A 22,239-nucleotide genomic window follows, 5' to 3' on the forward strand; every position below is an offset into this window, starting at 1 on the left:
GGGATTGGGTCAGCGAACGAGAATGCCCGCGGCGAGGAGCGCCGTGTGGGCGGCCGCGATCTCGGCCTCGCTGGGCGTGCCGGCGAAGACGAGGTCGTGGCGGTTGACGATGGCGGGGCCGCGAACGACCGCGACGGCAGGCGCATCGCCACCGGACGCATCCGCCTTGCCCCAGAGCACCGCGACGGCAGTCTCGGTGCCGTCGCCGGCGGCCGGGTCGTGGGCGGCGTATTTTCCGCTGGCGGTGATCTTGCCCAGCACCGTGCCGGGCTCGAGCGTGCCCGCGGCGACGGTGATCGTCTCGCGGGTGTAGTCGCGGAAGGCTTCCCAGACGAGGAAGCCGCCGGGGTGCGTGCCTTCGACGAGCGTGGTCATGGTGTCATCCTTTCAGCTTGAAGGTGCGGGCGACGATCTCGCCCCAGGGGCGCGCGGCCGAGGACCGGCCGGGCTGCGGGTGATGGGGCGCAATCTCGGGCTCGGCTTCGGCCTTCGCGGCGAGGAGTGCGGCGCGCACCTCGTCGAGGCTCGCGTCCGCTTCGAGGAAGCGGCCCGCCATCTGCGGCTTGCCCGCGAGGCGGCAGAGCTCGACGACGGCCCGGGCGTGGCCGATGGCCTCCGACCGGATCGCGGCCGGGTCCGGCGGCGCGCCACTGGGCGGCGGCGCCTCGGCCGGCGGCTGCGGGGAATCGGAGGCGGCGGCCGGCTCGTCCTCGGCGTCCGCGAACTTGTTACCTTCGGTGGCGTCGTCGGTATCCTCGTCCGCTTCGATCTCACCGCCGTCGCTTTCGTCATCGCGCTCCGGCTCGGTTTCGATAGCCTCGACCAGCACCGGCGGCGCGTTCCGGAAGCGTCCGATGTCGAAGTTCGCGGCGATCCGAACAGGCTCGATCAGGCGGTCGGCGAAGCCCTGCGCCACGGCGTCGCCTGCGTCGAACCAAGTCTCGGCGGCCATCAGCGCGGAGACCTCCTCGGGCGTCCGGCCGGATTTCGCGGCGTAGCCCGAGACGAGGCTGCCCTTCACCTTGTCGAGCGCCTCGGCCATGGCGCGCATGTCCTCGGCCGTGCCCATCACGAGGCCGGCGGGGTCGTGGATCATCAGGAAAGCGTTCTCCGGCTTGACGATCTCGTCGCCCGCCATCGCGATGTAAGAGGCGGCGATGCCGTCGATCCAGACCGTGACCGGGCCCTCGTGGCGCTTCAGCGCGTTGTGGATCGCGACCGCGTCGAAGACCGATCCGCCAGGGCTGTTGAGCCGCAGATCGACAGGCGCGCCCTTGGGCAGCGCGCCCAGTTCGCTCAGAAACCCCTTCGCAGAGATCCCATAGGCGCCGATCTCGTCATAGATAGCCACTTCCGCGCCCGTCCCGCGGGCGCGGATCGCATACCAGCTTGTCATATTGTCACTCCTGTTCGGTGGCCGGATCGGTCGCGTCGGCGCCGTCGTCCGTGTCGTTACCGGCGCCATCGCCCGGGTGCGGCCGCGTCGCTGGCGTCGCGCGGGCGCCCTGCGTCTCGCCGGGGCTCGTGCGGTAGCGCAGGCCGAGACCCGTCGCGCGCGCGGCATCAGCGGCGTTCTCGCGGTCGACCTCCTCGATGTCGTAGCCGGTGGCCTCGACCACCTTGCGCCGCGAGGTGATGCCCGCCTCCATCGCCAGCACCTGCGCCTGGATGTCCTTCAGCGGATCGACCCAGTCCCAGCGCGGCGGAATCCACTGCACCGGCCGCGCCATCGCGGGATCGGCATCGAGCGCGCCCGACAGCACCGCCGTCTCCAGCAAGCGCTGCCACACCGCGCGACAGAGCTGGTGCACGATCACGCCGTGCTGCAGCTGGCCGATGCGGCGGCGGAACTCGACGAGTTCGGCGCGCAGGGACGAGTAGTTCGCCTGCCGCACGTCGCCGGTGACGAGCTGATACGGCAGCCCCAGCGAGGCCGAGACCGCGAGCAGCGTGCGATACTGGAAGGCCTCGTAGCCGCCGCCGACATCGGCCGGGGACGAGAACTTCACGTCCTCGCCCGGCAGCAGTACCTGCATCGTGCCGGACTCGAGGCTGGCGATGGCCGCGCCTTCGAGATCCGCCTCCGCCTCGCCCATCATTGGCTCTTCCGGCGCGGTCTTGGTGATGAAGCCCGCGAACATCGCCGCGGTCTTCTTCCGGTCGAGTTCGGCGTCGTCGTACTGGTCCAGGAGAAACAGCCGCACCATCGCCGGCGCGATATGCGGCAGCCCCGGGATCTGGCCCGCGTCGATGGGGCGGTAGATGTGCAGCACGTCCGCCGCCGGCACGCGCACCGTCTCCGGGATGACCGCCCCCTGGTCGGTGCTGTCACCCGGGTGCCGGCGGCGGAAGTGGTAGGCCACCCGCCGCCCGATCCCATCGAACTCGATCCCGCAGCGGATGCGGTTGCCGTTCGCAGCCGTCTCGGTTTTCTCGAACGGCAGCATCTCGGATTGCAGGAGCTGCAGCTGAAGCGGCACCAGCAGCCAGTCCTCGGCCCGGCGCGGACGCAGCCGGACGAAGCACTCGCCGGCGACGAACATCTCGCGCGCGACCATGGCCTGCAGGCCGTAGAAGTTGGTCAGCCCATCCGCATCGGCCTCGTCCGTCCAGGCGAGCCAGAGCCGCTGCAGACGGTCGCGAAGGTTAGCGTCCCCGATCAGCGACGACGGCTTGATCCCGTCGCCGACGAGGTTAGCGGCAAAGGCATCGCAGGCGTTGGCGGTATAGCCGTTGGTCACCACCAGCTCGCGGGACCGCGCCAGCAGCCGCGGACCGCCGGAGGCAACCAGCGCGTTGATGTTCTCGAGCGGCGGGTTCCAGCCGCGAAGCCGGCGCTTCGCCATGGCGCCTTCGAGACGGGCGCGCACGGCAGCGGGGCCGCCGGTGGACCGGCGGCGAAAGCGGTCGAAGAGACCCATGGATTCAAAGACCCTTCGTAGTCGTCACGCGCACATGCCGAACGATCCGGCGCCCCTCGGCCGCGGCGATCTCTCGGTCCAGCGCCTCGATGGCCCGGTCGATCTCGGCGACGCTGCGATAGTCCACGGTCTTGCCGTCATAGCTGACCCGCGCCACGCCCGAGGACCGCTGCGCGGTCAGCGCGTCGCGGCGGGCGCGGAGCTCTTCGGCCGTGGCCATGGATCACCTCATGTAGCTCGAGCGCACCGTGCGTCGGCGCGGCGTCGTTCGGGTTGGGGTGGATGGCGCCGTCGCTGGACCGGCCTCGGGCCCGTCCTGCTTCGCCACACCGAGTTGTGCCTCCAGATCGGCCCACCGCGCCTCGGGCCAGCGATCTGCCCCTAGGATCCACGCGGCCGCGCGGGCATAGACCCGGGTATCCAGCGCCTCATTGCGCTCGCGGAGCTTCTGCCATTCGAGCCGCGTGAAGCCACGCTTGCCCTTCACCGTCACCAGCTGCTCGGCGGTCAGCTGCTTGAGCCATTCGCTGTCCGCCCAATCCGGCAGATGGATCGTGCCGGGCGGGCACAGAGCACCCGCCGTCTGTTCCTCCCTCGTCGGCCGGTCCTGCCGCAGGAAGCGGTAGGTCTCGGCCTTGAAGGTCGAGGTGGCCACTGTCCAGAGCCGCGCGCCACGGCGGAGCCGCTTGCCCCACGACGGTCGCGTCGACATAGGTCGGTCCCGTCACCGGGCTCGTCCGAGTGAACCCCTCGACGCCCTTCACGGGCGCCACCTGCGCGAAACCTACCTGGCGCGACCAGGCATAGACCGCGCTCGTCTCGTAGCCGGTATCGATCGCGAGCCGAGCGAGCGTCATTCGCTGTCCCGAGGCATGCTCCCATGTCCGACCCAGCAGGTCGGTCAGTTTCTGCCAGCAGGCCGGATCGCCAGGGCCGCCCTCGAGCACGAGGTGGTCGACGAGCCAGCTTTCCAGACCCCGGCCCCACGCCCAGACATCGACCTCGATCCGGTCCTTCTGCACGTCGGCGCCCGCGGTCAGGAACAGGCTGCGTTCAGGCACCGTGCCCGGCGCCCACGCCTCGCGCCGGTCGGCCAGCCGCTGCCAGTCGGGCGCCTCGCCGGCTTCCATCCAGGTCTCGCCGAGGATCGTGTTCCGGAACGCCCGCATCGCCTCGTCGCTGCTCCGTGCCGCCTGATGCGCCCGCGCGATCCGCTGCCAGCTGAGCCAGCCCACCGGCGAATAGAGCGCCGACAGGTGGTAGCCGACGGTCGTCGGATCGGCGGCCGTGGCGGTCGCGCGCCACTCGCCGCGCTCGAGCATCCGCGTCTTGTGGTGCTCGGCGATGGGCCGCTCGCAGCCCTCGCAGAGATATTCGGCCGTCGCCGGACGGCCCTTCTGCCACCGCAGCCGGTCGAACTTCAGCCACTGCATCGCCCCGCAATGCGGGCACGGCACGAAGAACCGGCGCTGGTCGCTGGCTTCGTATTCGCGCTCGATCCGGCTCAGCCCCCGGATCGTCGGCGTTGATACCAGGAACACCTTGCGCCGATGGGCGAAGGTCAGCGACCGTGCCTCGGCCAGCGTGACGGGGTCGCCTTCCTTGTCAGCGGACGCCGGATAAGCGTCGACCTCGTCGAGGAAGATGTAGCGCGCCGGAGTGGACCGCAGCCCGACCGCCGAGTTTGCCCCAGTCATGATCAGGATGCCGACCGCGAACTCCTTCGACAGCATTGTGTTGCCCGCGTCGCGGGACCTCGCGGGCTTCACCCGCTCCCGTAGCTCGGGGCTCTCGTCAATCAGCGGGTCGATCCGCTGCCGCGAGTTCCGCTTGGCCAGTTCCACCGTCGGCTGGACCGCCAGCATCGGCCCGGGCGCCTGGTGGATGACGAAGCCGATCCAGTTGTTCCCGGCCTCGGTCGCGCCGACCTGCGCGGCCTTCATGAACACGATCCGCTGCGTGGGATCGCCGGGCGAGAGCCGGTCCATGATCTCGCGCATGTAGGGCGTGCGCGCGGTCCGGTACTGCCCCGGCTCGGCAGAGGCGCGCGAGGCGAGTTTCCGGTGGCGGTCGGCCCAGCTCGAAACGGTCAGGTCCGGGTCGGGACGCAGGCCCCGCGACCAGGCGCGGATCAGCGCGGCTGACCCGTCGAACCCGACAAGATCGTCATCCAAGCCCGGGTCGGATCTCCGCGAGGCTGTCAAGCTGGGCGCGGACATGGGCCTCCAGAACGTTCTGCATCAGCGCCGCCTCCACCTCGCATCCGTCCCCGAGCTCCGCGGTGAGCTCCGAGGCCATCAGCGCGGCAACCCGCGCCGGCCAGGTCACCCACGCGTCGCGTTCGTCGCGCGCGAGTCGGAACATCAGGGTTTCCGCCCGGGCTCGATCGACCAGTTCCCCCTTCAGCTTCTGAAGCCGGATGCGCCTTTCCTGCGCCTTCAGCACTTCGTTCGCGGTCTTGGCCTGCAGGAACGTCGTGCCGCCGCCGACGGCCGGGGCGGAAAGCCCCTGTTCCCGAAGCGTGTCGCCGACGGCGGCGGCAGCGGCCTCGGGCACGGGTTTCAGCTTGGGTTCGGGCGGCTTGCGGGTCTTCGACGGGTCCGTCGTCTCGGCCCGCCGGGCGTCGCTGGCGGCCGCGTTGATGCTGCCGTCCGGATAGAGAACCAGCCGCTCGGCGGCCTTTGCCTTCTGGATCGCGCCCCGCGACAGCCCGACATGGGCGGCGTACTGGCGCTCGCTCATGCCCTGCATCGATGGCTCAGATTATCATTCAGAATCATGTGCTTATCGAGTTGATAAGCGGTGCGGACAGAGGGAACGTGTCTCCAGAAGGGAGATGCAACTCGACCCAAGGAGCCACCACGATGACGCGCCGCACACAGGACAACGCGAAGGCCCTCGACGCCTTCATTACCGCGAAGACCGAGATCGACGCGATGCTGGAACGGCTCGCCGCCCTCAGTGCGGACCATTTCGAGACCCACCCCGACGAGATCAACTGGGGCCATATCGGAACCCTGAGCCACTACCGCGCCAAGCTGCGCGAGATCACGGACATGGCCTTCCGCGAAGGCGAACACGCCGAGTGAGACGACCCGCTCCCGGTCCCGCCCGCCGACTGGCGGGCTCGACCTCGTAGAAGGGCCCGCATCCCGCGCGCCCCGATACCGGAGACGACAATGACCCAGCTTTCCGACATCCAAGCCCTGATCTTGAGCGCCGCCGCCCAGCGGCCCGAGCACATCGCCCTGCCGCTGCCCGCGAGCCTGCGGGGTGGCGCGGCCGCCAAGGTGGTCGGCGCGATGCTCGCCAAGGGCTTTCTCGAAGAGGTCGACGCCGACACGCGCAAGGGTGAGCCCGTGTGGCGCGAGACCGGTGACGGCCACGGCGTCACGCTGGTCGCCACCGACGCAGGGCTCGCCGCCATCGGCATCGAGTCGGAAGACGCAGACGCCGCGTCTGCGGGCGCGACGGACGCGCCGTCCGAGGAGCCCTCGACGGACACCCCCAGCCAACCCGAGACCGCGCCCAAGGCGTACACGCCGCGCGAAGGGACGAAGCAAGCCACGCTGATCGCCATGCTGCGCGCGCCGGACGGCGCGACCATCGAGGAGATCATGGCTGCGACAGGCTGGCAGTCGCACACGGTGCGCGGCGCCTTCGCCGGGGCGCTCAAGAAGAAGCTCGGGCTCGAAGTGAGCTCCGAGAAGGTCGAGGGGCGCGGGCGGGTCTATCGGCTCCCCGCCGCCTGATCGCGCGCACAAGAACTCAGGCCGCCGTCCCGCCGGGGCAGCGGTCAATCATTTGGCGCTCCGCATTCGGATCGCCTCGAACAGCCGCCGCAGGGCGAAGGAGCGCGCGATGCTCACCACGGTGAAGATCGCGCCCATCTTCAGGTTCTGCGCCAGCGTCGTGTGCAGCCCGAATACCGGGAAGATCAGGATCTGCGTCACGACTGCGACGCCGTAGCCCACCGCCACGTTGGCAACGGCCTCCACCTGCGACATAGCCCGGCTCTGTTTCATGCCTGCTGTCCCCGTCATCATTCGCAAAGGCCATACTGGCTCGAGCAGGACAGCCCCTCGTCGCTCCAGCTAAGAAGATCGTACTGCCGCCCCCCGCGCGCGGTCTTGGCCCAGCGGAACACCGCATCGGCTCCCGGCCACTCCGCGTCGTTGCAGAGGTCCGACAGTCGCCGCCGCCGCTCCCGGTCAAACTCTTTGCTCTCCGGGTCCAGAACTGGATGGGCTCCCTGCGTCTCCGCGATCGCGCGGCGCTTGAGCTGCTTGACCAGCGCTGCTCCCTGCGGGGTCTTGTCGGCCGCGAAGAACGTGGCGATGCCGCGTTTGGACGCGGCCATAACCGCCGCTTCATACTCACGCAGACGGTCGATTGCCCAAGGATGCCGTCGGCCGATAGCAGCCAGTTCCACCTTGCCCGCATTGATGCAGGGGAAGCAGCCAACCCGTCCCATGCCCTGCAGGTAAAGTGGGTTTGGCGGCATTCCGTGCGCCCGCGCGAAGGCGAAGACGTTATCGGCGCTCCAGTGAATCAGCGGCCAAAAGAGCACCATGTCGTGCCGATCCGAGTACCGGACGCGTTGCGTGAAGGGCGCCTGAGCGCGATTGCGGCTCTCATCTCGGCGTACGCCGAGCCATTGAACGACGGGGCCTGTCTCGAGTGCCGGGCCCACGCATGTGTCGAAAACCGCCCTTTCCTTCAGGTATTCGGTGCAAAACTGCGCTCGCCGACTCGGGAAGCGCCCTTTCCACAGACAGAGATCCAGCATCGGGATGCCGGTGGGCACCAGCGCTGCCAAGGCTCTCTCGATCGTCGTCTCCGGTACGCCCTCTTCACGCCAGACTGTCTCCACGTACCTTTGCTTGCGTGCGATCTCGGCAGAGAAGTCGGCGCGCACCATCTCGACCACGGGGCCGCCGGTGCGCTCAGAGAGCTGCGCGACATATTCCAGCGTCACCGGATTTTCATGGCCCGTGTCGGCCATGATGGCTCGGAACGAACGACCACGGCGAAGCGCGAGCAGTTAGACAGCGGTGGAATCCTTTCCACCGCTGATGTTGACGAAATGCGCGGCCATGACTTCAGCCAGGCACCGCCTGGACGTCCGCCTCGGCCGCGGCCGGGGTCTCGCCCAGCCGCTCGGCCTTCACGTGCGCGAAGGTCCGGCCGTCACCGTCGAGGATGGCCTCCTTGCCCGTCTCAGCCTGCCAGCGCTCCACGGCGACATCGACATAGGCGGGACTGATTTCCATCGCGAAGACGCGGCGGCCGTTGGCCTCGCCTGCCATGATCTGCGAGCCGGAGCCGGAAAACGGCTCGTAGCATAGGCCGCCCCGCGCCACATGCTGGCGCATCGGGATGCCGAAGGCGTCGAGCGGTTTCGGCGTCGGGTGGTCGGGCCGCTCGTCCTTCGCGAAGGACGGCATCTCCCAGGTCGAGGGCAGCGTCTGCTCGGCGACCTTCGGTGGGCGGTTCGGTCGGCGCCAGCCCATGAAACACGGCTCGTGCTTCCAGAGGTAGTGTGACCGGGTCAGAACCCCGCGGTCCTTCACCCAGATGATCTGCTGGTGGACGAAAGCGCCGGCCTTCTCCCAGCAGGCTTCGAGCATCGCCTGGCGGCGGGAGGCGTGCCAGCAGTACCAGGCGGCATCGTCGGTGATCGCCTCGGCGACCGCAGCGGCGATGAAGCCGTCGTAGAGGTCCGCCCCCTGCGAACTGTCGTCCCAGGTCGTGCCATAAGACGCCGACCAGTCCTTGTTCCGGGTCGGATGGTTTGAGCCGTCGTAGTCGACGAGATACGGCGGGTCGGTGGCGAACAGGATCGCGCGCTCGCCATTCATCAAGCGGCGCACATCGGCCGCGCTGGTGCTGTCACCGCAGAGCAGCCGGGATCACTGAGGATCCACAGATCGCCGGTTCGCGAGGCCGGATTGCGCGGCGGTTCGGGGATGGTCACCGGCGGCACGGAGCCCCCGGCGCCACCTTCTTCACCGTCCCCCTCCGGCACAAACGCCAGCAGCTTGTCCACCTCGCCATCGGAAAAGCCGACCAGCGACAGGTCGAAATCCTCGGCCAAGAGGTCGTTCAACTCCGCCCACAGCAGCGCCTCGTCCCAGGTGCCGAGTTCGGTCAGCTTGTTGTCCGCGATCCGGTACGCTCAGCGCTGCGCCTCGGTCAGATGCCCGAGCACGATCACCGGCGCTTCGGTCAGCCCGAGCTGCGTCGCGGCAAGGACGCGGCCGTGACCAGCAATCAGCTCCCCGTCATCGCCGACGAGGCAGGGCACGGTCCAGCCGAACTCGGCCATGCTGGCGGCGATCTTCGCGACCTGGTCGGCCCCGTGCACCTTCGCGTTCTTCGCGTAGGGCTGCAGGCGCGAAAGGGGCCAGGTCTCGATCCGCTCGGGGGCGAAGGCGAGGGTCATGCAGGTTCCTGTCGATGGTTGATCGGCATCCGCTGGGTGGACCCCGGCGCGATGGGGTCCACCGGCTTCCGGCCGGACTCCGACATCCGCGGGGTATCCACCCAGGGCGGCCGGTCAGATGTTCGAATTCACGAGGGTTTCAGGGCGTCGTGGCTGGACGCTGGACTCCGGTGGCTTCCCAAAAATCCGGCCCTGTCGCTGGCGAAATGCCGAGCCAAGCCCGCCAGCATACGTTTCGGCCCGGAAAGTAACCGGAAAACAATGGCTTGGCGGCCTGGACTCTGGCTGGACCCCGGAAGCCAGCCCCGGTGTCCACTTCGGGATGAGCGTCGGTTCGCCCGAGCGCACGACCCCGAGTATATCGCCATGGATAGCGTCAGCGGGGCGATCCGTCTCGCCGTCCGGTGTCTCGCCGGAAATTGTCTCACGCGACTGTCGAGCCTTGACACACTCAGTGCGCCGCCTGCGCCACCACGAACCCCATCGACCTCTTCCGCGGCACTCGCCTCCCGTTCAGCCGCCACACGATCACCGCGATGCCGTATTGCCAGCGCCGGTTCGCGGTGGCGCGGCTGATGCCGAGCTCCCAGCAGATGGGCTTCCACGGCTTTCGGTTCGCCCGGAGCCAGAGCAGGCGCGCATCGGCAGGGTCGAGCCAGCGCAGCCAGAGCAGAGCATCCTCGGCCTGCGTGATGTCGCGCGGTCCGGGCTTCGGTCGGCGGGTTCGTGGCTCCTGGGCGACGTGGTCGGCAAAGCTGTGGAAGTACGCGGGCCACGCGTTGAAGTAGCCCTGCGGCTTCACCTCGGGCAGCGACCGGAACACGTCGGCCGCGCTCTCGAGCCGGTCCTCGACCATGGTGGGCGTCCACTCAGCCATTCGCCGCCTCCCGGGCGCCCGCACGTGGCCCGTAGAGCTTCTCCGCGAGCTGACGCACCAGCTCGCGCTCCGGCCAGGTCAGCCGGTCGTCGTCGACGGAGACGGCGAGCACGCCTTCGTCATGCCAGCCATCGCGTTTTACCTGATCCGGATCCCGGCGCGTGCCGCCGTAACCTTTCGGGTACCACCTCATCCGAGGCCCCCGTTCGTCTCGATCGCCCAGTGCAGAATGGCGATGGCGTCGGCCTCGTTTTCGTCGGCGGGTGAGAACCCTCGTGCTCGGGCAGCGGCGATCATCGCCTCCTTCAGCGCGTTGCCCTTGCCGGTCGTGTGGCGTTTGATCGTGCCGACCGGAACGCCCTAGTAGGGAACGACGCGCAGTTCGGCCCACGAGGTCAGGGTAGCCATCAGCCCGCCGTAAATGTGGGCCGCGTCGGTGCCGGCGTGGCGGCGGACTTCCTCGAACCAGATCGCGGCGATGGGTCCGGACAGCCGATCGAGTTCGGTCAGCCAGTTGGTGAAGCGGAGAAACCGCATGCCACCGCCGTCGAAGCGGCCGGGTCGAAAGCTGACCGTGCCGCTGGTGATCAGTCCGTCATGGCTGCGGATCGCCCAGCCGGTGGTGGTGCCGAGATCGATGGCGAGTATGCAGGACCGGTTGATCGCGCCCGGTTCGGGGCGGACGTCCTGCGCGGGGATCGGTGTGTTCATCGTGAAGGCTCACAAGCTGTGGGCCTTCGGCTTTGGTCGCCGCAATATTTAGCATCCGGCGGGTCGGCGCCAAAGCGAAAACGACCAGGGACGACGCGGCGGGCGAAGATCGACGCGCTGCCTGTCCCGGTCCCAACCTCCGAGCGCGTGGTCCCAACCTTCGAGGGGGTTGGGACAACCCTTTTTTTTTTTACTCCAATGGCTTGAACGGATCTGGTCCCAACCTCGGTGTCCCCAACGGGGGTCCTTCTCTTTTCGTATAGAAAAACATGTTCCCGACCTTTTCCGTTCTCCCGCATGAATGTGTAGCAAAAGGTTGGGACCACAGGGCGAGGTTGGGGACACCGATGTTTTTGAAAGACTTTTCGTGTCCCCAACCCCCTCGGGAGGTTGGGACAGGGTTGGGACCACCGGGGAGGTTGGGACAGAGCTCCGTTCCGCAGGCAGTGCAGAAGCTGAAATGCTCAAGGGGCGGAAAGCCGACGGAAGGCCGTTCTTCGTCACGGCACAGTCCGCCCAAGGACAGCAATCGAGCAATCATCCTTGGTCGCACTGCGTATCTTGAGATCGATAAGTTTCTGCAACTGCTTTCTGAATTTGAAACTTCCGTCGCGGCGAGGAGGTGCGGCACCAACGGTTGCAATAATCTTGGAGCATGCGGGGGCGAGCTGACGTGATCGAGCGTCAAACAGGCTCTCTCCTGCACCGTCGCTCATCAGTATGAACCCGCCCACGCCGTCTAGCGAACCCCGAAACAAGCGCATCGACTGGGCCGCGTTCTGAGAGGTGACAAAGGTGGTCTGGTTTACAAACTCGCTGTTGTCTGGGGCGGAAACGATTCTCATCTCACTGTCTTTGAAATACGCGATGACCCCGTCGCCGATATGGGCGCCCAGGAAATGGTCCCCTGAGATCGCGACGCCTAGAAAAGTGGATGCGAAGTCCTCAGGTGCAAGCCCGTGTTGGCTCGCGAGCTGGCCAAGCTTTGACAGCAGTCGATCCACCAGTTCGATCCTCGTCCGGTCGGCATCGGTGCTAGCCAAAAGTTCACTGAATCGCTCGACCAGCAGGGCGCAGCCCTCTTCCACCACAGCTTGAGCGCCGAGCTCCGCCTGTGAGGCGGAACCTGCTCCGTCTGCCAGACATATCGCTTGGACGCCATCGCAGGACATATACAGGGTGCGGTCTTGGCATGGGGTGCCGTCCAGTTCGTGACCCCTGCCACGAACATAATGGTGGAACACGTTGAACACTTACAACTCCGCCCACCCTGCTAGTCCATCAAGGTCCAGCTTTACTTTGTCACCGGGCGTGGATCGCGAAACACGAGAGACAGACTTTGACAGCCACTCGAAAAACTCCTTGAAACTCAGGCCACGGAGTCGGAGTGGAGGGCGATTGGGACTGAACCGCGCCAGAACGGTCATATCGGCGTCAGCGCCGATGCCGATCGGGAAAACCGTCAGTTTCCTTTGCGCAACCATCTCGGTAACACGGTCAATGGCACGTTCCAGCTCCTCCTGGCGCCCATTAGGCTGCCCATCGGTCATCAAGACGAGCCATGGCTGGTAATATAGCACTCCTGCATTGGAGTAGATCATTTTCCGTTGCTCGAGAGTGTCCAGTGCCAGGTTGACGCCTTCACCGAGCGCTGTTCCTCCCGAGGCATCAATGCTGTTGATCCGGCTGATGTGCTCGATGCCAGCGAAGTCCTGGATAAGGCTCGCCGACGAATTGAACTCGACGATGCTGATCTCCGCCGAGTCGTGAGCGTCATCGTCTTCGCCAATAGCATCGTAGAAGAGGTTGACACCATTTACGAGCTCGCGAACCTTTTCTCCCATCATTGATCCGCTTGTGTCGAGACAAAGCGTAACAGGGACTCGCGGAGTAGGGTTGTCCACGAGGTCGCCAACGTTAAATTTGAGTGCCATGAGGATTCCTTTCGGGTGGTGCTACTGGGAGGCGGACAGAGTCATTGGAACAACCATTTAACCAAGCGTTCTAATAGCCCCGGTGCAGTCGTGGCGCTCACCGATCTTGGCGCACTCGTGGTATTGCGGGCCGTTCGCGCGCTCTGCGGGGCAGATGCTCCCGTCGGGCAAGCCTTCTTGATCGCGAGGTGAGACTTAGGGATGTCCAGTCCTTTTGACGTGAACCAATGCTGGTGATCGTATGTGATGAATGGTTGGCGACAATCGGAGCACAACCTGTTCGGGTCGAGCTCGGTCCCCTTTTTCACACAAGCCGGGCACCGGCCGTATCGCAGCTCAGGCTTCCGAGTCTGTTTCCCGCAGTCTTTGCAGGGCATAAGGCGGCAGTCCAAGCATAAGCCGTCCTTGAGTTGGTCCACTGACTTCGACTTACCGCAATCGGCGCATCGCGGCTTGATTTGATTGCAGGTGTAGCACAGAGTTTGCTCGACGTAGCTCTTATGCTGGTCGTCCCATGTGTAGGCGATCGCATTCTGGCGCCCACAACCTGGGCAATCCCGAATGGGCGTATCAGGCTTGAATGCTCTGAATCGGATTGGATAGACGTCGTTCGACATTGGATCGAAGTCGTCGGCACTTCCGAAAAAGCTTCGATACTCACGGAAGATGGCAAGCCACTCGCCGGCGGTTGGCCGTCTATCGTAGCGCGAACCGCCCTCTTTCTGGAAGGTGTTCCAGAACAGACTCTTGACCCGAGGTGGGAGATGACTCCACATAAACTTCCAGTTGCCTTCTGGCTGGTCTCGATTTGATGCTCCCTTGAACTGGAAGGTGAATTTACCTTCACGTATCAAAGTCGCGAAGTCGCCTCCGTCAGCGCCTGCGCGAGCATAGGGAAATTGTCCGGTGATCAGGATCATGAACAGCATCGTGGCTACGGCGAAACGCTCTTCTTCGACGGTGCGAAGCGAGTTGGCATAGTCGCCTGTGATGCTGGGAGCGGTAAACATGGCAGTACCCACAGGGCAGGGGTACCCTTCAACCTGCCATGAGTCCGCATCGATGATCCAGACGTTCTTCTGCTCGTCAACCATGAGATTCTTTGGGTTTATGTCACCCAGGAGAATGTTAAGTGAGTGCAAATACTCAACCTTCTCAAGGAACGAGATGCAAACATCAACAAGATCGGCCTTCGTCCAGTTCGGGTAGACGCGCCTGAACCGCGCGGGGCGCATGATCGTCGCTTGAAGCTCTTTGCCGGAAGCCTTCGGCATGGAGTAACCGACGAACGCACCGTCGGCGTTCGTTATCAGGCCGGTCGGAAAGCCAATGCCTTCCACGCACAGGACACGCTCCACAAGGATCTCAAGTTTCTCCTTTCGGTGGGTGGTGCGGTGACTCTTATGGAAGATCTTCACCACCTGGTTCTCAACTTCTTCAATTGCGTGAACAGAGCCCTCTCCGCCTTCGCCGAGGAGGCCTCCGAGTTGCAGGGCAACCCGTGAGTCTGCAGTCCCAATGAACACACGGTCACCTGCCCCGGGGATTGCAGCGTCCGGGAGCAGCTCGTCCTTCGGCTTTAGCGTTGTCACTCGCTTGAAGCGCCTGGGCGATTCACCTGCCCTCAATTTGTCTGCTTGCTTGGGAATGGACCCGGTATCTCCCGCTGCGACCGGGAGTGCTCGTCTAAATTCGTCAAGCAGAGAAGTGAGGGAGGCTGCTTCTTTGATGTCCTTGGATTTCGCGAGCCCTTCGTCAGTTTTCCGAGTGATCCGAGTCAGCTTCCTGACTGCACGATCATATAGGGATTGGTCGCCATCCTGCTCGACCTGGCCGTCCCCGCTCACAGTCCCGGCTACAAGCCGGTGTCCCGTCCTCACGGCAAGTAGACGAATCCGCACCGTTAGCGTGATGTCGTTTGTGAGAAGGCACATGTTGTAACGGCCACCGAATTGAGAGAACAGTTCGGCAAAAAGGTCGTCAGCATACGGGTTCGAGCCATCTCCGAGATTGTTGCGTACAACTCTGTGAACCTCGAGTTCCTTCAACACCTCGAGCCACTTGCCAGCACGTTCAACCGCAGCGGCGCGATCGTCGGGGAATGCCGAGGTATGGAGCCCGCTCTGCCGGACGAGCTCATCCATGACTTTCGAAGGGACGATGATCCCGTTGGCGTTGCCGATGGCCGCGTCCTTGCACCGCTCGAATAGTTTCTTCAAACCGGCGGAACGAACTGGGTCGGTGTCCATGAATACATTGGTGTCGATGAATAGCCGATGATCAACCGCCACAAAACTCTCGGGCGGCACGATCTTAGCCTCCATGAGGCGCACCTGTGAATCCATTGACCTAGACCTCCCCATCCGTGCGGAAAGTGACGTTGCTCTGGAACCTTTCGGCTGAGCGGGCAGAGAACTCGGCTAGAAGCTCTGACGCCCTGCTCTGGCTCACCTGTCGAAGGCGTTGGTATGCGACCAGCGATTCTGTGTGGATTCTGTGATGCGTCCCCACCTTGAAGGCTTCGATGTCGCCGGCTTCAATTAGCTTCATGAGCGTTGCACGCGAGATACCAAGCATCGCCGAAGCCTCTGTCGTGCTGTATGACACCCTGACTGGAACGACTACGGCTCCAGATTCATGCTCCGCCTTCAGCAGACGCAGGACGCGCTCTGCCGTGCTGCGCTCCAGGGCAAGCGTAACCTCGACTGGTCCGGAGTGCTTCTGCAGTGCGTCACGCAACGCGGCGATTGCGTGGTCCAGGCCTTTACCCATGAGTGCCGCTCGCTGCAAAATTCTCCTAATGTCGTATCTGTTTTGTAAGTGCTGTAACTGTCAAGTCTTTGGTTGAGACCGTGAGTGCGGGAGATCGCCGACTGGGCAGCAGTAACCGGCGCCTGAGGGTCTTCTGATCGCGACGGTCGAAAGCCCGCCGTCGGCCCCAGATGTCGGTCAGGGCAATGATGCGCCGGAAACGTCAGCTATGGCGAAGTTCCGAAAGTCTGCACCGCGTAGTGCTGTCCCGACCGTCGGCTAAGGGCCGTCTGCGCTCATTCCGAGCCTACCTTGCACCCCTCCGATACCGCCACTCCCGCGGCGCCTCGCGCCCGCCCTCGTCGCGCCGCCGGTACCGCTCCCAGCCGTTCCCCTTGAGGTAGGCCGAGACGCGCATCTGGTCGCCGCGGGTCCAGCGTGCGGGTTCGAGCCCGATGGCCTCCTCGAGGATCTCGCCGACCGACACGTCCCGCAGCGGCTCCGGCCGCGGCACGCTCTCGGTGCGCGAGTTGCCGTAGTCGGGGAAGCCGTCCGAGACGGTGCGGGTCTCGTGCGTCAGCCAGTGCTCGATCAGGTCGTCCCAGGCGTCCGACTGGTAGCGGCGGTCCTGTTCCTCACGTGCCTCTGCCAACAGCGCCGGGTCGTCGATCCACCAGATCGCGCCGGCGCGGAAGCGATGGACGGCTTCGGCCCAGAGCTGGTCCCGGTCTCGCGCGAGCGTCGCGATGTCGATGGCGCCGCAGCGAAGCGGCCAGAACCGGCGGTTGCCGGTCTCGTCGCGCAGATAGGTGTCTGGATTCACGGTGCCGGCGAAGACGCACTGTCGGGGCACCTCGACGGTGTAGCGGCCATAGGGCGGGCGGAAGCGGTCGGTGGTCCGCGTCAGGAACGCCTTGATGCGCGACACCTCGGCGCGGCCGATGGCGTCGAGTTCGGCGATCTCCACGATCCAGACGCCCTGCATGTGCAGAGCCGCGTCCTTGGACCCGAGCTCGGGCAGTTCGTCGGTGAACCATTCCTCGCCGGCCAGAACCTTGATCGCGGTGGACTTGCGCGCGCCCTGCGGTCCCTCGAGGATCAGCATGTGGTCGGCCTTCACGCCGGGGCGATAGATGCGGGCGACGGCCGAGATCAGCCAAAGCGCACCAATAGTGTGATGGAACGCGGTCGGCTCGGCGCCGAGATACGTGCTGGTCCAGGTCTCGATCCGGGGTGTGCCGTCCCATGTCAGGGTGTCGAGCCAGTCGCGGACGGGATGGATGCGCAGCTCGCGGGCGACGGCTCCGACGGCACGGCTCAAGACCACCGGCGCAACGTTGATGCCGCGAAGCTGCAGCCACTCGGCGGTACGGATGTCGTCGGCGTCCTCCCAGGGACGCGGGAGCGACGCGGCGGCACCGTCCCACGGCAGCGGCTGGCGCACCACGAGCTCCTGCCCGAACTCGTCGAAGGCGAGAACCCCGGCGAAGGCAGGATCGGAGGTCAGCGCGACGATGACATTGGCCTCGTTGCGCTCGGGCGCGCCTGCGAGATCGAGCCGGAGGCGCCTGAACCAGGCGGGCTTCGGGATCGGCGCGTGTGGATCGCCGGTGGCGTTCACGCGGCGGCGAAGCTCGGCCAGCTGCTGGGTCAGCACCGACATGCCGATCCCGGTCGCTGACTTGATCCGCGTGTTGACCTGCCGCTCGGGCAGAGGATCGAGCTTTGCCAGCGCTATGCGCCCGAGCAGCGTGGATAGGGCCTCGAACTCGGGCGGATTGGTCAGCGCCTCGGCCGCGGCGATCAGCGTTGCGGGATCGTCGGCGGAGGCGACGATGGGGGTGGCCGTCTCTGGCTCGACCGGATCCGCGGCCTCCGTACCCGCTGTCGCGTCTGCCGGGCGCGTGTAATCCTTGGCGCGGGCGCCGCGCAGCAGGTCGTCGTTGAAATCGTCGCCATGCAGCGGCGCAACGATCTCGTTCGGGATGTCGGCCCGGTTCAGGCGGTCCGAAAGCGTCGCGGCCGCCTGGCGGCCGGCGTCTCCGGCATCAGCATGGATGGTGACGCGCCGGGTGCCCTCGGGCCACTGGAACCGCGCCAGACCGTCGGCCGACAGCGCCGCCCAGACCGGTGTGCCGAAGAGCGCGTGCGCGGCGAGCGCCGTCTCGATGCCCTCGGCGATGCCGATGTGTCCGTCCTCCGGCATCGGGAACAGCCGGACCACGGCAACCTTCACGCTGCCGAGCATCTTCTTGCCCGTGGGCGCCTTGGCGCTGCCGTCGTCGAGCAGGAAGGTGCGGTGGATGCCCGGCGCGCGCTCCCCGTCCGGCAGCCGCAGGATCGCGATGAGGCCGGGCCAGCCACGGTAGCTGTCGAAGTCCGGAAGATCGGGATGGAACAGCAGGTCGGGCGATCCGGGATCCGACAAGCCGCGGGCGCGCAGGTAAGTCTCGCCCGGCGTGCCTGCGAACGGCTCGGCCCCGCCGACCAGCCGCGCAATCTCGGCAGAATGGTCGGGGCGCACGCGCGTGGGCGACGCTGGCGCGAGCTTCCGCACCGGATGGTTCATCCCCGCGAGCCGCGCCGCCTCGTCGAAGAGCGCGCCATCGCAGAGGCCGGTCGCTTGCGAGATCAGGTCGATGGGACCGGCCCGCTCCCCGGTGGCGTAATCAAAGCCCCAGCCGGCATAGGGTCCGTCGAGATGGATGGTGCAGGAACCCTCTTTGCGCGGCGGGCGCCCGGAGAGGTCTGCGCAGCGCAAGGATCGACGGCCCCGCGCAAGCCGGGCCTCGGGGAAGAGCCCCGGCAGCCAGTCGGCGGCTGTGCAGGCGAGCCGCTCCTTCACCGCCGCGAGATCGTGCCGGGTCTTCGGGACCGCGATGTCGTTGAGGTCGATCATCGCGTCCCTCAGGCCAGAAGGACGAGCCCGCGCTCGGCCCTGGTGATCGCGGTGTAGAGCCAGCGGCGCCGGTCGATCTCGGTGCGGCCCAGCCCGTCGTCCCAGACGATCACGTTCTCCCACTGCGAGCCTTGCGCCTTGTGGGCCGTGATCGCCCAGCCGAAGGTCGCCTCGGTCAGCAGGCGCTTCTCTTTGTAGTCGCGGTCATGGCGCTTGTTGTCGTAGGCGACATGGTCCTCGAAATGCCCCTTGTAAATGTGCAGCCGGCCCGGACGCACGTCGTCATAGGGCTCGCCGATGTGGCGCCCGTCCTCGTCATGGTCGACGGCGGAGAAGTAGAGGCTGCCTTCGTCGACGATGTCCTTGAGCATCACGAACATCCCGTTGATCAGCCCCAGATCGTTCTGGTTCTTCAGGCAGATAATCTTTTCGGCCGGTCCCGTGGGCAGCCACGTCCCGCCGAGACCGGCCGCCGCGCGCATGGCGTTGTTGATCTGCAGCCGCGTGGCGTTCAGCCCGCAGATCAGCTGGCCGCCGCGCAGCGCCTGTTCCGGCGTGATGTCGCCCTTGCGGAGCTTGGCGACATGGTCGTCGTAGACGCCGAAGCCGATGGGCCGCCCCTCCCGCGCCATGGTGGCGAGACGGATGATCGCGCTCTCGGCCGCCTGGCGGTGGATCTCGGTCAGCATCACGTTGGGCTCGTCTCGGGTGAAGGCGCCTTCGCCCCGGATCGGCGGCAACTGGCCCGGATCGCCGAGAACGAGGATCGGCTTGCCGAAGCTCATCAGGTCGCGCGCCATTTCCTCGCCGACCATCGACACCTCGTCGAGCACGATGAGCCGCGCGTCGGCCGCGTCGCTCTGCGGGTTCAGGGCGAAGCGCGGGTGCTTCATCGCCGAAAGCCCCTGGCGCATCGCTTCTATCGCGGCATCGGCCGTGGTGCGCGCGAACCCGGTGAGGCGGAGGGCGTCGCGTTCGGCCAGCGCGATCTTGCGGGCAGCCTCCTCGATCTCCTCCTCGGTCGCCTCGATGACCGAGGAGATCAGGCTGTGAATGGTGCGCGCGGGCGTGCCCTTGCGGGTCAGCACCAGCGCGGCCTTGCCGGTGAAGGTGGCGGTGACCACGCCGGGCACGCAGCGGCCCTCCTTCGCGCTGCGATGGGGCGAGAGGCCGAGCTCCTCGAGCGCGAACTTCAGGACGGTGCTCTTGCCGGACCCGGCATAGCCGGCCGCCATCGTCAGTATGAAGCGCGCTCGTACGCGCTCAGCGCCTCGATAGACGGTCTGGGCCATGCCGCCGACGGTCTTGGCCCAACCGAAGGCCTCCTCGATCCGCTTGCGATGCTTCTGTGACAGGGCATAGCCCCCGTGCCGTGTGGTGCGCCCGTCGACCGCTGAATATCTGGATTTCCTGGCGACGTGCGGGGTGACGCAGGCCTGCCGCAGGTCGGCGACGAACCCTGCGGCATCAAAGCCCCTGTCCGCACCCAACGTCAGTTGCCGGGTCGATCCGGGGGAATGGCGGTGGATCATGTCGAGGGCAGCGCGCCGTTCGGCATGGCCATCGGCCTGTGTCAGATCACCCTGCACGATCAGGCCGGAGCGGTTCTCCATCAGCGCATGGCCGATGAAGCACAGCATCGTCCTGGTGCCGGGAGACTTCCTGTAGAGCCGGGCATCCAGGTCAGTCGTGGAAGCATGGGTGGCGTTCGATCGCTTCTCGCCCCGGAAGTCGACCTCGGAATTGCGGTTCTGACGTGGCATCGGATCGGTCTCGTGTTCGGTCGATTCAGGTTGGGGTCCGGCAGGGGCGTCGGATCCGGGCGGGCTGCCCGGATCGTCATCGGGCGGCGCATCGCCCACCCTCGGCTGGAATCTCTTGATGGACGCCCAGGCCTTCACCATTGTCTCGTCGACCGAAAAATGGTCGTCCGACAGGAGCGGCGCCACCTCGCGATGCGCGAGGATGGCGGCCATGACCTTGCGCGACATCTCGGTCGTCAGCAGCCGGTCGCGGTTCTTGGTGAACACCGTCGGCACCCACACGGGGTCATCGATCCCGAGGCCAACGAATCAGCGGAACAGCAGATTTTACTGTATCTGCTCCATCAGTTGGCGCTCGGAGCGGACCGAGAACAGACTCTGGAGCAGGCTCGCCCGAATCAGCCGTTCCGGCGGGATCGAGGGGCGTCCAAAGTCCGTGTAGAGCGCGTCGAACTCGGCATCCAAACGTGCCAGCGCGTCATTCACCACCTGCCGGATCTTGCGCAGCGGATGCCGCGCGGGGATCCGATCCTCCAGATCCACATAGCTGAACAGCGACCCGCTCGCCTCGTCCGTCCCACGCATCCTTACCCCCGCCGTCGTCGTGCGAAGGGTGAATCATGTTCCTCAAACCGGGTCGAGGGTCGACTTCTTCAGCAGCCTGCTAGGCATGGCTTTGGCCGACGGTCGATGCGTTGCGCGACTTCCGGTACCCGAACACACGACTAAGCACCCCAAGACTTCCGGGAGCTGCGTCGCAATCGATTGAAATGGCGCGTCAGGCTCCCACATACTAGCGTCGATGCTCTGTGATGAGCACGCGCCGACCGACCCTAGCGCTCTTGGCCACCGAAAGGGGCTGACGGGCCAAAACAAAGGAAAATGAAATGACCCACGCGGTTGACGCGGTGGACTGGACCGCCGTGCAAACTCTCCAGGAACGGATGGCTCGCCAGCCCAGTGGCGGCTTCTGGTACGACGTTTACGACCATGCCATCGAGCTCGTCCTCTCAGGTTCCCGGCGCGAAGAGCCTTACCTTCTGCGGAACGTCATCCGCGACGCAAAAACGACGCTCCGCCGCCGTAAGAAGCTCGAAATTCGTCGCTTCGGCGGCTCACTGGATCAGCCCGAAATCAGCTGCGAAGTAGATCGCGACCCAGTAGTCGTCGCGATGCGGCCGACTTCTGCAGAGGTGCAGCTCGCCCGAGCTGAGCAGTTCCTTCAGTTCAAGAAGAACGTGAACGGGGCGAATCCAAAAGCCGAAGACGTGCTGAAGCTTTGGCTGAACGGTGAATCCGTCGCCCATACTGCGTTCGACTTGTCGATATCACCTGACTACGTGAAGAAGATCAGAAAGCTGATTTACGCAGCCGCTAAGAACCATCACGCTGAAAGCGAGGCTGCGTAATGAAGACAGTCAATCTTCTTAGTCAGCATTTGTCCCGGATGGCGTTCCCGGCTTCAAGAGGCTGGCTACGTGCGGTGATCGTACCTAACCAAATTGGTGTCTACATGCTGCTAAGGCACGGCAAGCCGTTCTATGTTGGTCGCTCTGACCAATGCGTGCTCGCTCGCCTGCTCAACCACGAGAAATTGGCACATGCCAATCACTTCATCTGGCATCGATGCCACACGCGAGAGACGGCGTATCACACTGAAGCATTTTGGTATGATCAGCTCGCGCCAAGTGGCCTACTGGTAAACAAGATGCATCCGGCAAAACCTGACGGGCACCTCGACGGCTGCCCATTCTGCGCGATCCAGCCCGAGCACGTGGCGCATATTCTGCCGAATTGGGATGAGAAGATCCCCGGCAAGGAAGAGCCCGAAATCTTGGTACCCTCGGCCTGACGCCGCCGCCCCATACTAATTGGAGGCTACGGCGCAACGCAGCCTCCAAGTCAATCCAGAGCGTTTCCTGATCTTGAATGGCAGGA

The 22,239-nt window shown here is 65.5% G+C and carries 20 protein-coding genes and 3 pseudogenes; 4 read left to right on the top strand and 19 right to left on the bottom strand.

Annotated features, from left to right (window positions below; translation table 11 throughout):
• Positions 1-9: 9 nt before the first annotated feature.
• The 6 genes and pseudogenes from LZ686_RS11245 to LZ686_RS11270 all read right to left on the bottom strand — a co-directional run bounded on the left by LZ686_RS11245 (position 10) and on the right by LZ686_RS11270 (position 5,672).
• Positions 10-375 carry a head decoration protein gene (locus LZ686_RS11245; RefSeq protein ID WP_349547854.1) on the bottom strand — a complete coding sequence of 122 codons (366 nt, stop codon included), beginning with the start codon at positions 373-375 and terminating at the stop codon, positions 10-12.
• Positions 376-379: 4 nt separating this feature from the next.
• Positions 380-1,396, bottom strand: a complete 1,017-nt coding sequence (locus tag LZ686_RS11250; RefSeq protein WP_349547855.1) for a head maturation protease, ClpP-related — start codon at positions 1,394-1,396, stop codon at positions 380-382.
• 4 nt (positions 1,397-1,400) lie between these two features.
• Positions 1,401-2,921, bottom strand: coding sequence for a phage portal protein (locus LZ686_RS11255; protein ID WP_349547856.1), 1,521 nt, complete (start codon positions 2,919-2,921; stop codon positions 1,401-1,403).
• Between the two features lie 4 nt (positions 2,922-2,925).
• Positions 2,926-3,141: a phage head-tail joining protein gene (locus tag LZ686_RS11260; RefSeq protein WP_349547857.1), complete on the bottom strand. Its 216-nt coding sequence runs from the start codon at positions 3,139-3,141 to the stop codon at positions 2,926-2,928.
• A 3-nt stretch (positions 3,142-3,144) separates the two neighbouring features.
• A pseudogene (locus LZ686_RS11265) lies at positions 3,145-5,140 on the bottom strand (phage terminase large subunit family protein).
• Positions 5,088-5,672, bottom strand: a complete 585-nt coding sequence (locus tag LZ686_RS11270; RefSeq protein WP_349547858.1) for a hypothetical protein — start codon at positions 5,670-5,672, stop codon at positions 5,088-5,090. The pseudogene LZ686_RS11265 and the gene LZ686_RS11270 overlap by 53 nt, the downstream one beginning before the upstream one ends.
• Before the next feature lie 113 nt (positions 5,673-5,785).
• Here LZ686_RS11270 and LZ686_RS11275 point away from each other — a divergent pair, with 113 nt between their 5' ends.
• Both LZ686_RS11275 and LZ686_RS11280 read left to right on the top strand, forming a co-directional pair.
• Positions 5,786-6,010, top strand: coding sequence for a hypothetical protein (locus LZ686_RS11275; RefSeq protein WP_349547859.1), 225 nt, complete (start codon positions 5,786-5,788; stop codon positions 6,008-6,010).
• A 90-nt stretch (positions 6,011-6,100) separates the two neighbouring features.
• Positions 6,101-6,673, top strand: coding sequence for a DUF3489 domain-containing protein (locus LZ686_RS11280; RefSeq protein WP_349547860.1), 573 nt, complete (start codon positions 6,101-6,103; stop codon positions 6,671-6,673).
• Between the two features lie 48 nt (positions 6,674-6,721).
• Here the strand turns inward: LZ686_RS11280 and LZ686_RS11285 are convergent, their stop codons facing one another.
• The 13 genes and pseudogenes from LZ686_RS11285 to LZ686_RS11340 form a co-directional block, all read right to left on the bottom strand.
• Positions 6,722-6,946 carry a DUF7220 family protein gene (locus LZ686_RS11285; protein WP_349547861.1) on the bottom strand — a complete coding sequence of 75 codons (225 nt, stop codon included), beginning with the start codon at positions 6,944-6,946 and terminating at the stop codon, positions 6,722-6,724.
• Between the two features lie 17 nt (positions 6,947-6,963).
• Positions 6,964-7,965, bottom strand: a complete 1,002-nt coding sequence (locus tag LZ686_RS11290) for a phosphoadenosine phosphosulfate reductase family protein (protein WP_349547974.1) — start codon at positions 7,963-7,965, stop codon at positions 6,964-6,966.
• Positions 7,966-8,023: 58 nt separating this feature from the next.
• Positions 8,024-9,366 (bottom strand): annotated as a pseudogene (locus tag LZ686_RS11295) (site-specific DNA-methyltransferase).
• 451 nt (positions 9,367-9,817) lie between these two features.
• Positions 9,818-10,243, bottom strand: coding sequence for a DUF6362 family protein (locus LZ686_RS11300; RefSeq protein WP_349547862.1), 426 nt, complete (start codon positions 10,241-10,243; stop codon positions 9,818-9,820).
• Complete coding sequence (locus LZ686_RS11305) at positions 10,236-10,436, bottom strand: hypothetical protein (protein WP_111406098.1); 201 nt, start codon at positions 10,434-10,436, stop codon at positions 10,236-10,238. The genes LZ686_RS11300 and LZ686_RS11305 overlap by 8 nt, the downstream gene beginning before the upstream one ends.
• Before the next feature lie 167 nt (positions 10,437-10,603).
• Positions 10,604-10,954 carry a hypothetical protein gene (locus LZ686_RS11310; protein ID WP_502922001.1) on the bottom strand — a complete coding sequence of 117 codons (351 nt, stop codon included), beginning with the start codon at positions 10,952-10,954 and terminating at the stop codon, positions 10,604-10,606.
• 500 nt (positions 10,955-11,454) lie between these two features.
• Positions 11,455-12,207 (bottom strand): PP2C family serine/threonine-protein phosphatase, encoded by a 753-nt coding sequence (locus LZ686_RS11315; RefSeq protein ID WP_349547863.1) that lies wholly within the window; start codon positions 12,205-12,207, stop codon positions 11,455-11,457.
• Entirely contained in the window at positions 12,208-12,888 is a 681-nt protein-coding gene (locus LZ686_RS11320) for a vWA domain-containing protein (RefSeq protein ID WP_349547864.1), read from the bottom strand.
• A gap of 41 nt (positions 12,889-12,929) precedes the next feature.
• Positions 12,930-15,212, bottom strand: coding sequence for a protein kinase domain-containing protein (locus tag LZ686_RS11325; protein ID WP_349547865.1), 2,283 nt, complete (start codon positions 15,210-15,212; stop codon positions 12,930-12,932).
• 25 nt (positions 15,213-15,237) lie between these two features.
• A complete protein-coding gene (locus LZ686_RS18830; RefSeq protein ID WP_502922002.1) occupies positions 15,238-15,660 on the bottom strand; it encodes a helix-turn-helix domain-containing protein in 423 nt (140 codons plus the stop codon).
• Between the two features lie 286 nt (positions 15,661-15,946).
• The gene (locus tag LZ686_RS11330) at positions 15,947-18,538 is read right to left on the bottom strand and encodes a VapE domain-containing protein (protein ID WP_349547866.1); all 2,592 of its coding nucleotides are present in this window, start codon (positions 18,536-18,538) and stop codon (positions 15,947-15,949) included.
• Between the two features lie 8 nt (positions 18,539-18,546).
• Positions 18,547-19,020 (bottom strand): ATP-binding domain-containing protein, encoded by a 474-nt coding sequence (locus tag LZ686_RS11335; RefSeq protein ID WP_349547975.1) that lies wholly within the window; start codon positions 19,018-19,020, stop codon positions 18,547-18,549.
• Between the two features lie 114 nt (positions 19,021-19,134).
• Positions 19,135-20,886 (bottom strand): annotated as a pseudogene (locus LZ686_RS11340) (IS5 family transposase); the annotation flags it as partial.
• A 302-nt stretch (positions 20,887-21,188) separates the two neighbouring features.
• On the opposite strand from LZ686_RS11340, the gene LZ686_RS11345 reads away from it, so the two are divergent.
• Positions 21,189-21,710 carry a hypothetical protein gene (locus LZ686_RS11345; protein WP_349547867.1) on the top strand — a complete coding sequence of 174 codons (522 nt, stop codon included), beginning with the start codon at positions 21,189-21,191 and terminating at the stop codon, positions 21,708-21,710.
• On the top strand, positions 21,710-22,153 hold the full coding sequence (locus tag LZ686_RS11350) for a hypothetical protein (RefSeq protein WP_349547868.1): 444 nt from the start codon (positions 21,710-21,712) through the stop codon (positions 22,151-22,153). The genes LZ686_RS11345 and LZ686_RS11350 overlap by 1 nt, the downstream gene beginning before the upstream one ends.
• Positions 22,154-22,239 lie beyond the last annotated feature (86 nt).

The sequence above is a fragment of the Paracoccus sp. NFXS7 genome, assembly GCF_040148865.1.
GTDB classification, from domain to species: domain Bacteria; phylum Pseudomonadota; class Alphaproteobacteria; order Rhodobacterales; family Rhodobacteraceae; genus Paracoccus; species Paracoccus marcusii.

Excerpts from the sequence above, each read along its gene's own strand:
- LZ686_RS11270 (WP_349547858.1), bottom strand. The coding sequence starts at position 5,672 with ATGCAGGGCATGAGCGAGCGCCAGTACGCCGCCCATGTCGGGCTGTCG.
- LZ686_RS11250 (WP_349547855.1), bottom strand. The coding sequence starts at position 1,396 with ATGACAAGCTGGTATGCGATCCGCGCCCGCGGGACGGGCGCGGAAGTG.
- LZ686_RS18830 (WP_502922002.1), bottom strand. The coding sequence starts at position 15,660 with ATGGGTAAAGGCCTGGACCACGCAATCGCCGCGTTGCGTGACGCACTG.
- LZ686_RS11245 (WP_349547854.1), bottom strand. The coding sequence starts at position 375 with ATGACCACGCTCGTCGAAGGCACGCACCCCGGCGGCTTCCTCGTCTGG.
- LZ686_RS11345 (WP_349547867.1), top strand. The coding sequence starts at position 21,189 with ATGACCCACGCGGTTGACGCGGTGGACTGGACCGCCGTGCAAACTCTC.
- LZ686_RS11350 (WP_349547868.1), top strand. The coding sequence starts at position 21,710 with ATGAAGACAGTCAATCTTCTTAGTCAGCATTTGTCCCGGATGGCGTTC.
- LZ686_RS11255 (WP_349547856.1), bottom strand. The coding sequence starts at position 2,921 with ATGGGTCTCTTCGACCGCTTTCGCCGCCGGTCCACCGGCGGCCCCGCT.
- LZ686_RS11325 (WP_349547865.1), bottom strand. The coding sequence starts at position 15,212 with ATGGAGGCTAAGATCGTGCCGCCCGAGAGTTTTGTGGCGGTTGATCAT.
- LZ686_RS11275 (WP_349547859.1), top strand. The coding sequence starts at position 5,786 with ATGACGCGCCGCACACAGGACAACGCGAAGGCCCTCGACGCCTTCATT.
- LZ686_RS11330 (WP_349547866.1), bottom strand. The coding sequence starts at position 18,538 with ATGATCGACCTCAACGACATCGCGGTCCCGAAGACCCGGCACGATCTC.
- LZ686_RS11285 (WP_349547861.1), bottom strand. The coding sequence starts at position 6,946 with ATGAAACAGAGCCGGGCTATGTCGCAGGTGGAGGCCGTTGCCAACGTG.
- LZ686_RS11335 (WP_349547975.1), bottom strand. The coding sequence starts at position 19,020 with ATGCGCGCGGCGGCCGGTCTCGGCGGGACGTGGCTGCCCACGGGACCG.
- LZ686_RS11280 (WP_349547860.1), top strand. The coding sequence starts at position 6,101 with ATGACCCAGCTTTCCGACATCCAAGCCCTGATCTTGAGCGCCGCCGCC.
- LZ686_RS11320 (WP_349547864.1), bottom strand. The coding sequence starts at position 12,888 with ATGGCACTCAAATTTAACGTTGGCGACCTCGTGGACAACCCTACTCCG.
- LZ686_RS11300 (WP_349547862.1), bottom strand. The coding sequence starts at position 10,243 with ATGGCTGAGTGGACGCCCACCATGGTCGAGGACCGGCTCGAGAGCGCG.
- LZ686_RS11260 (WP_349547857.1), bottom strand. The coding sequence starts at position 3,141 with ATGGCCACGGCCGAAGAGCTCCGCGCCCGCCGCGACGCGCTGACCGCG.
- LZ686_RS11305 (WP_111406098.1), bottom strand. The coding sequence starts at position 10,436 with ATGAGGTGGTACCCGAAAGGTTACGGCGGCACGCGCCGGGATCCGGAT.
- LZ686_RS11310 (WP_502922001.1), bottom strand. The coding sequence starts at position 10,954 with ATGAACACACCGATCCCCGCGCAGGACGTCCGCCCCGAACCGGGCGCG.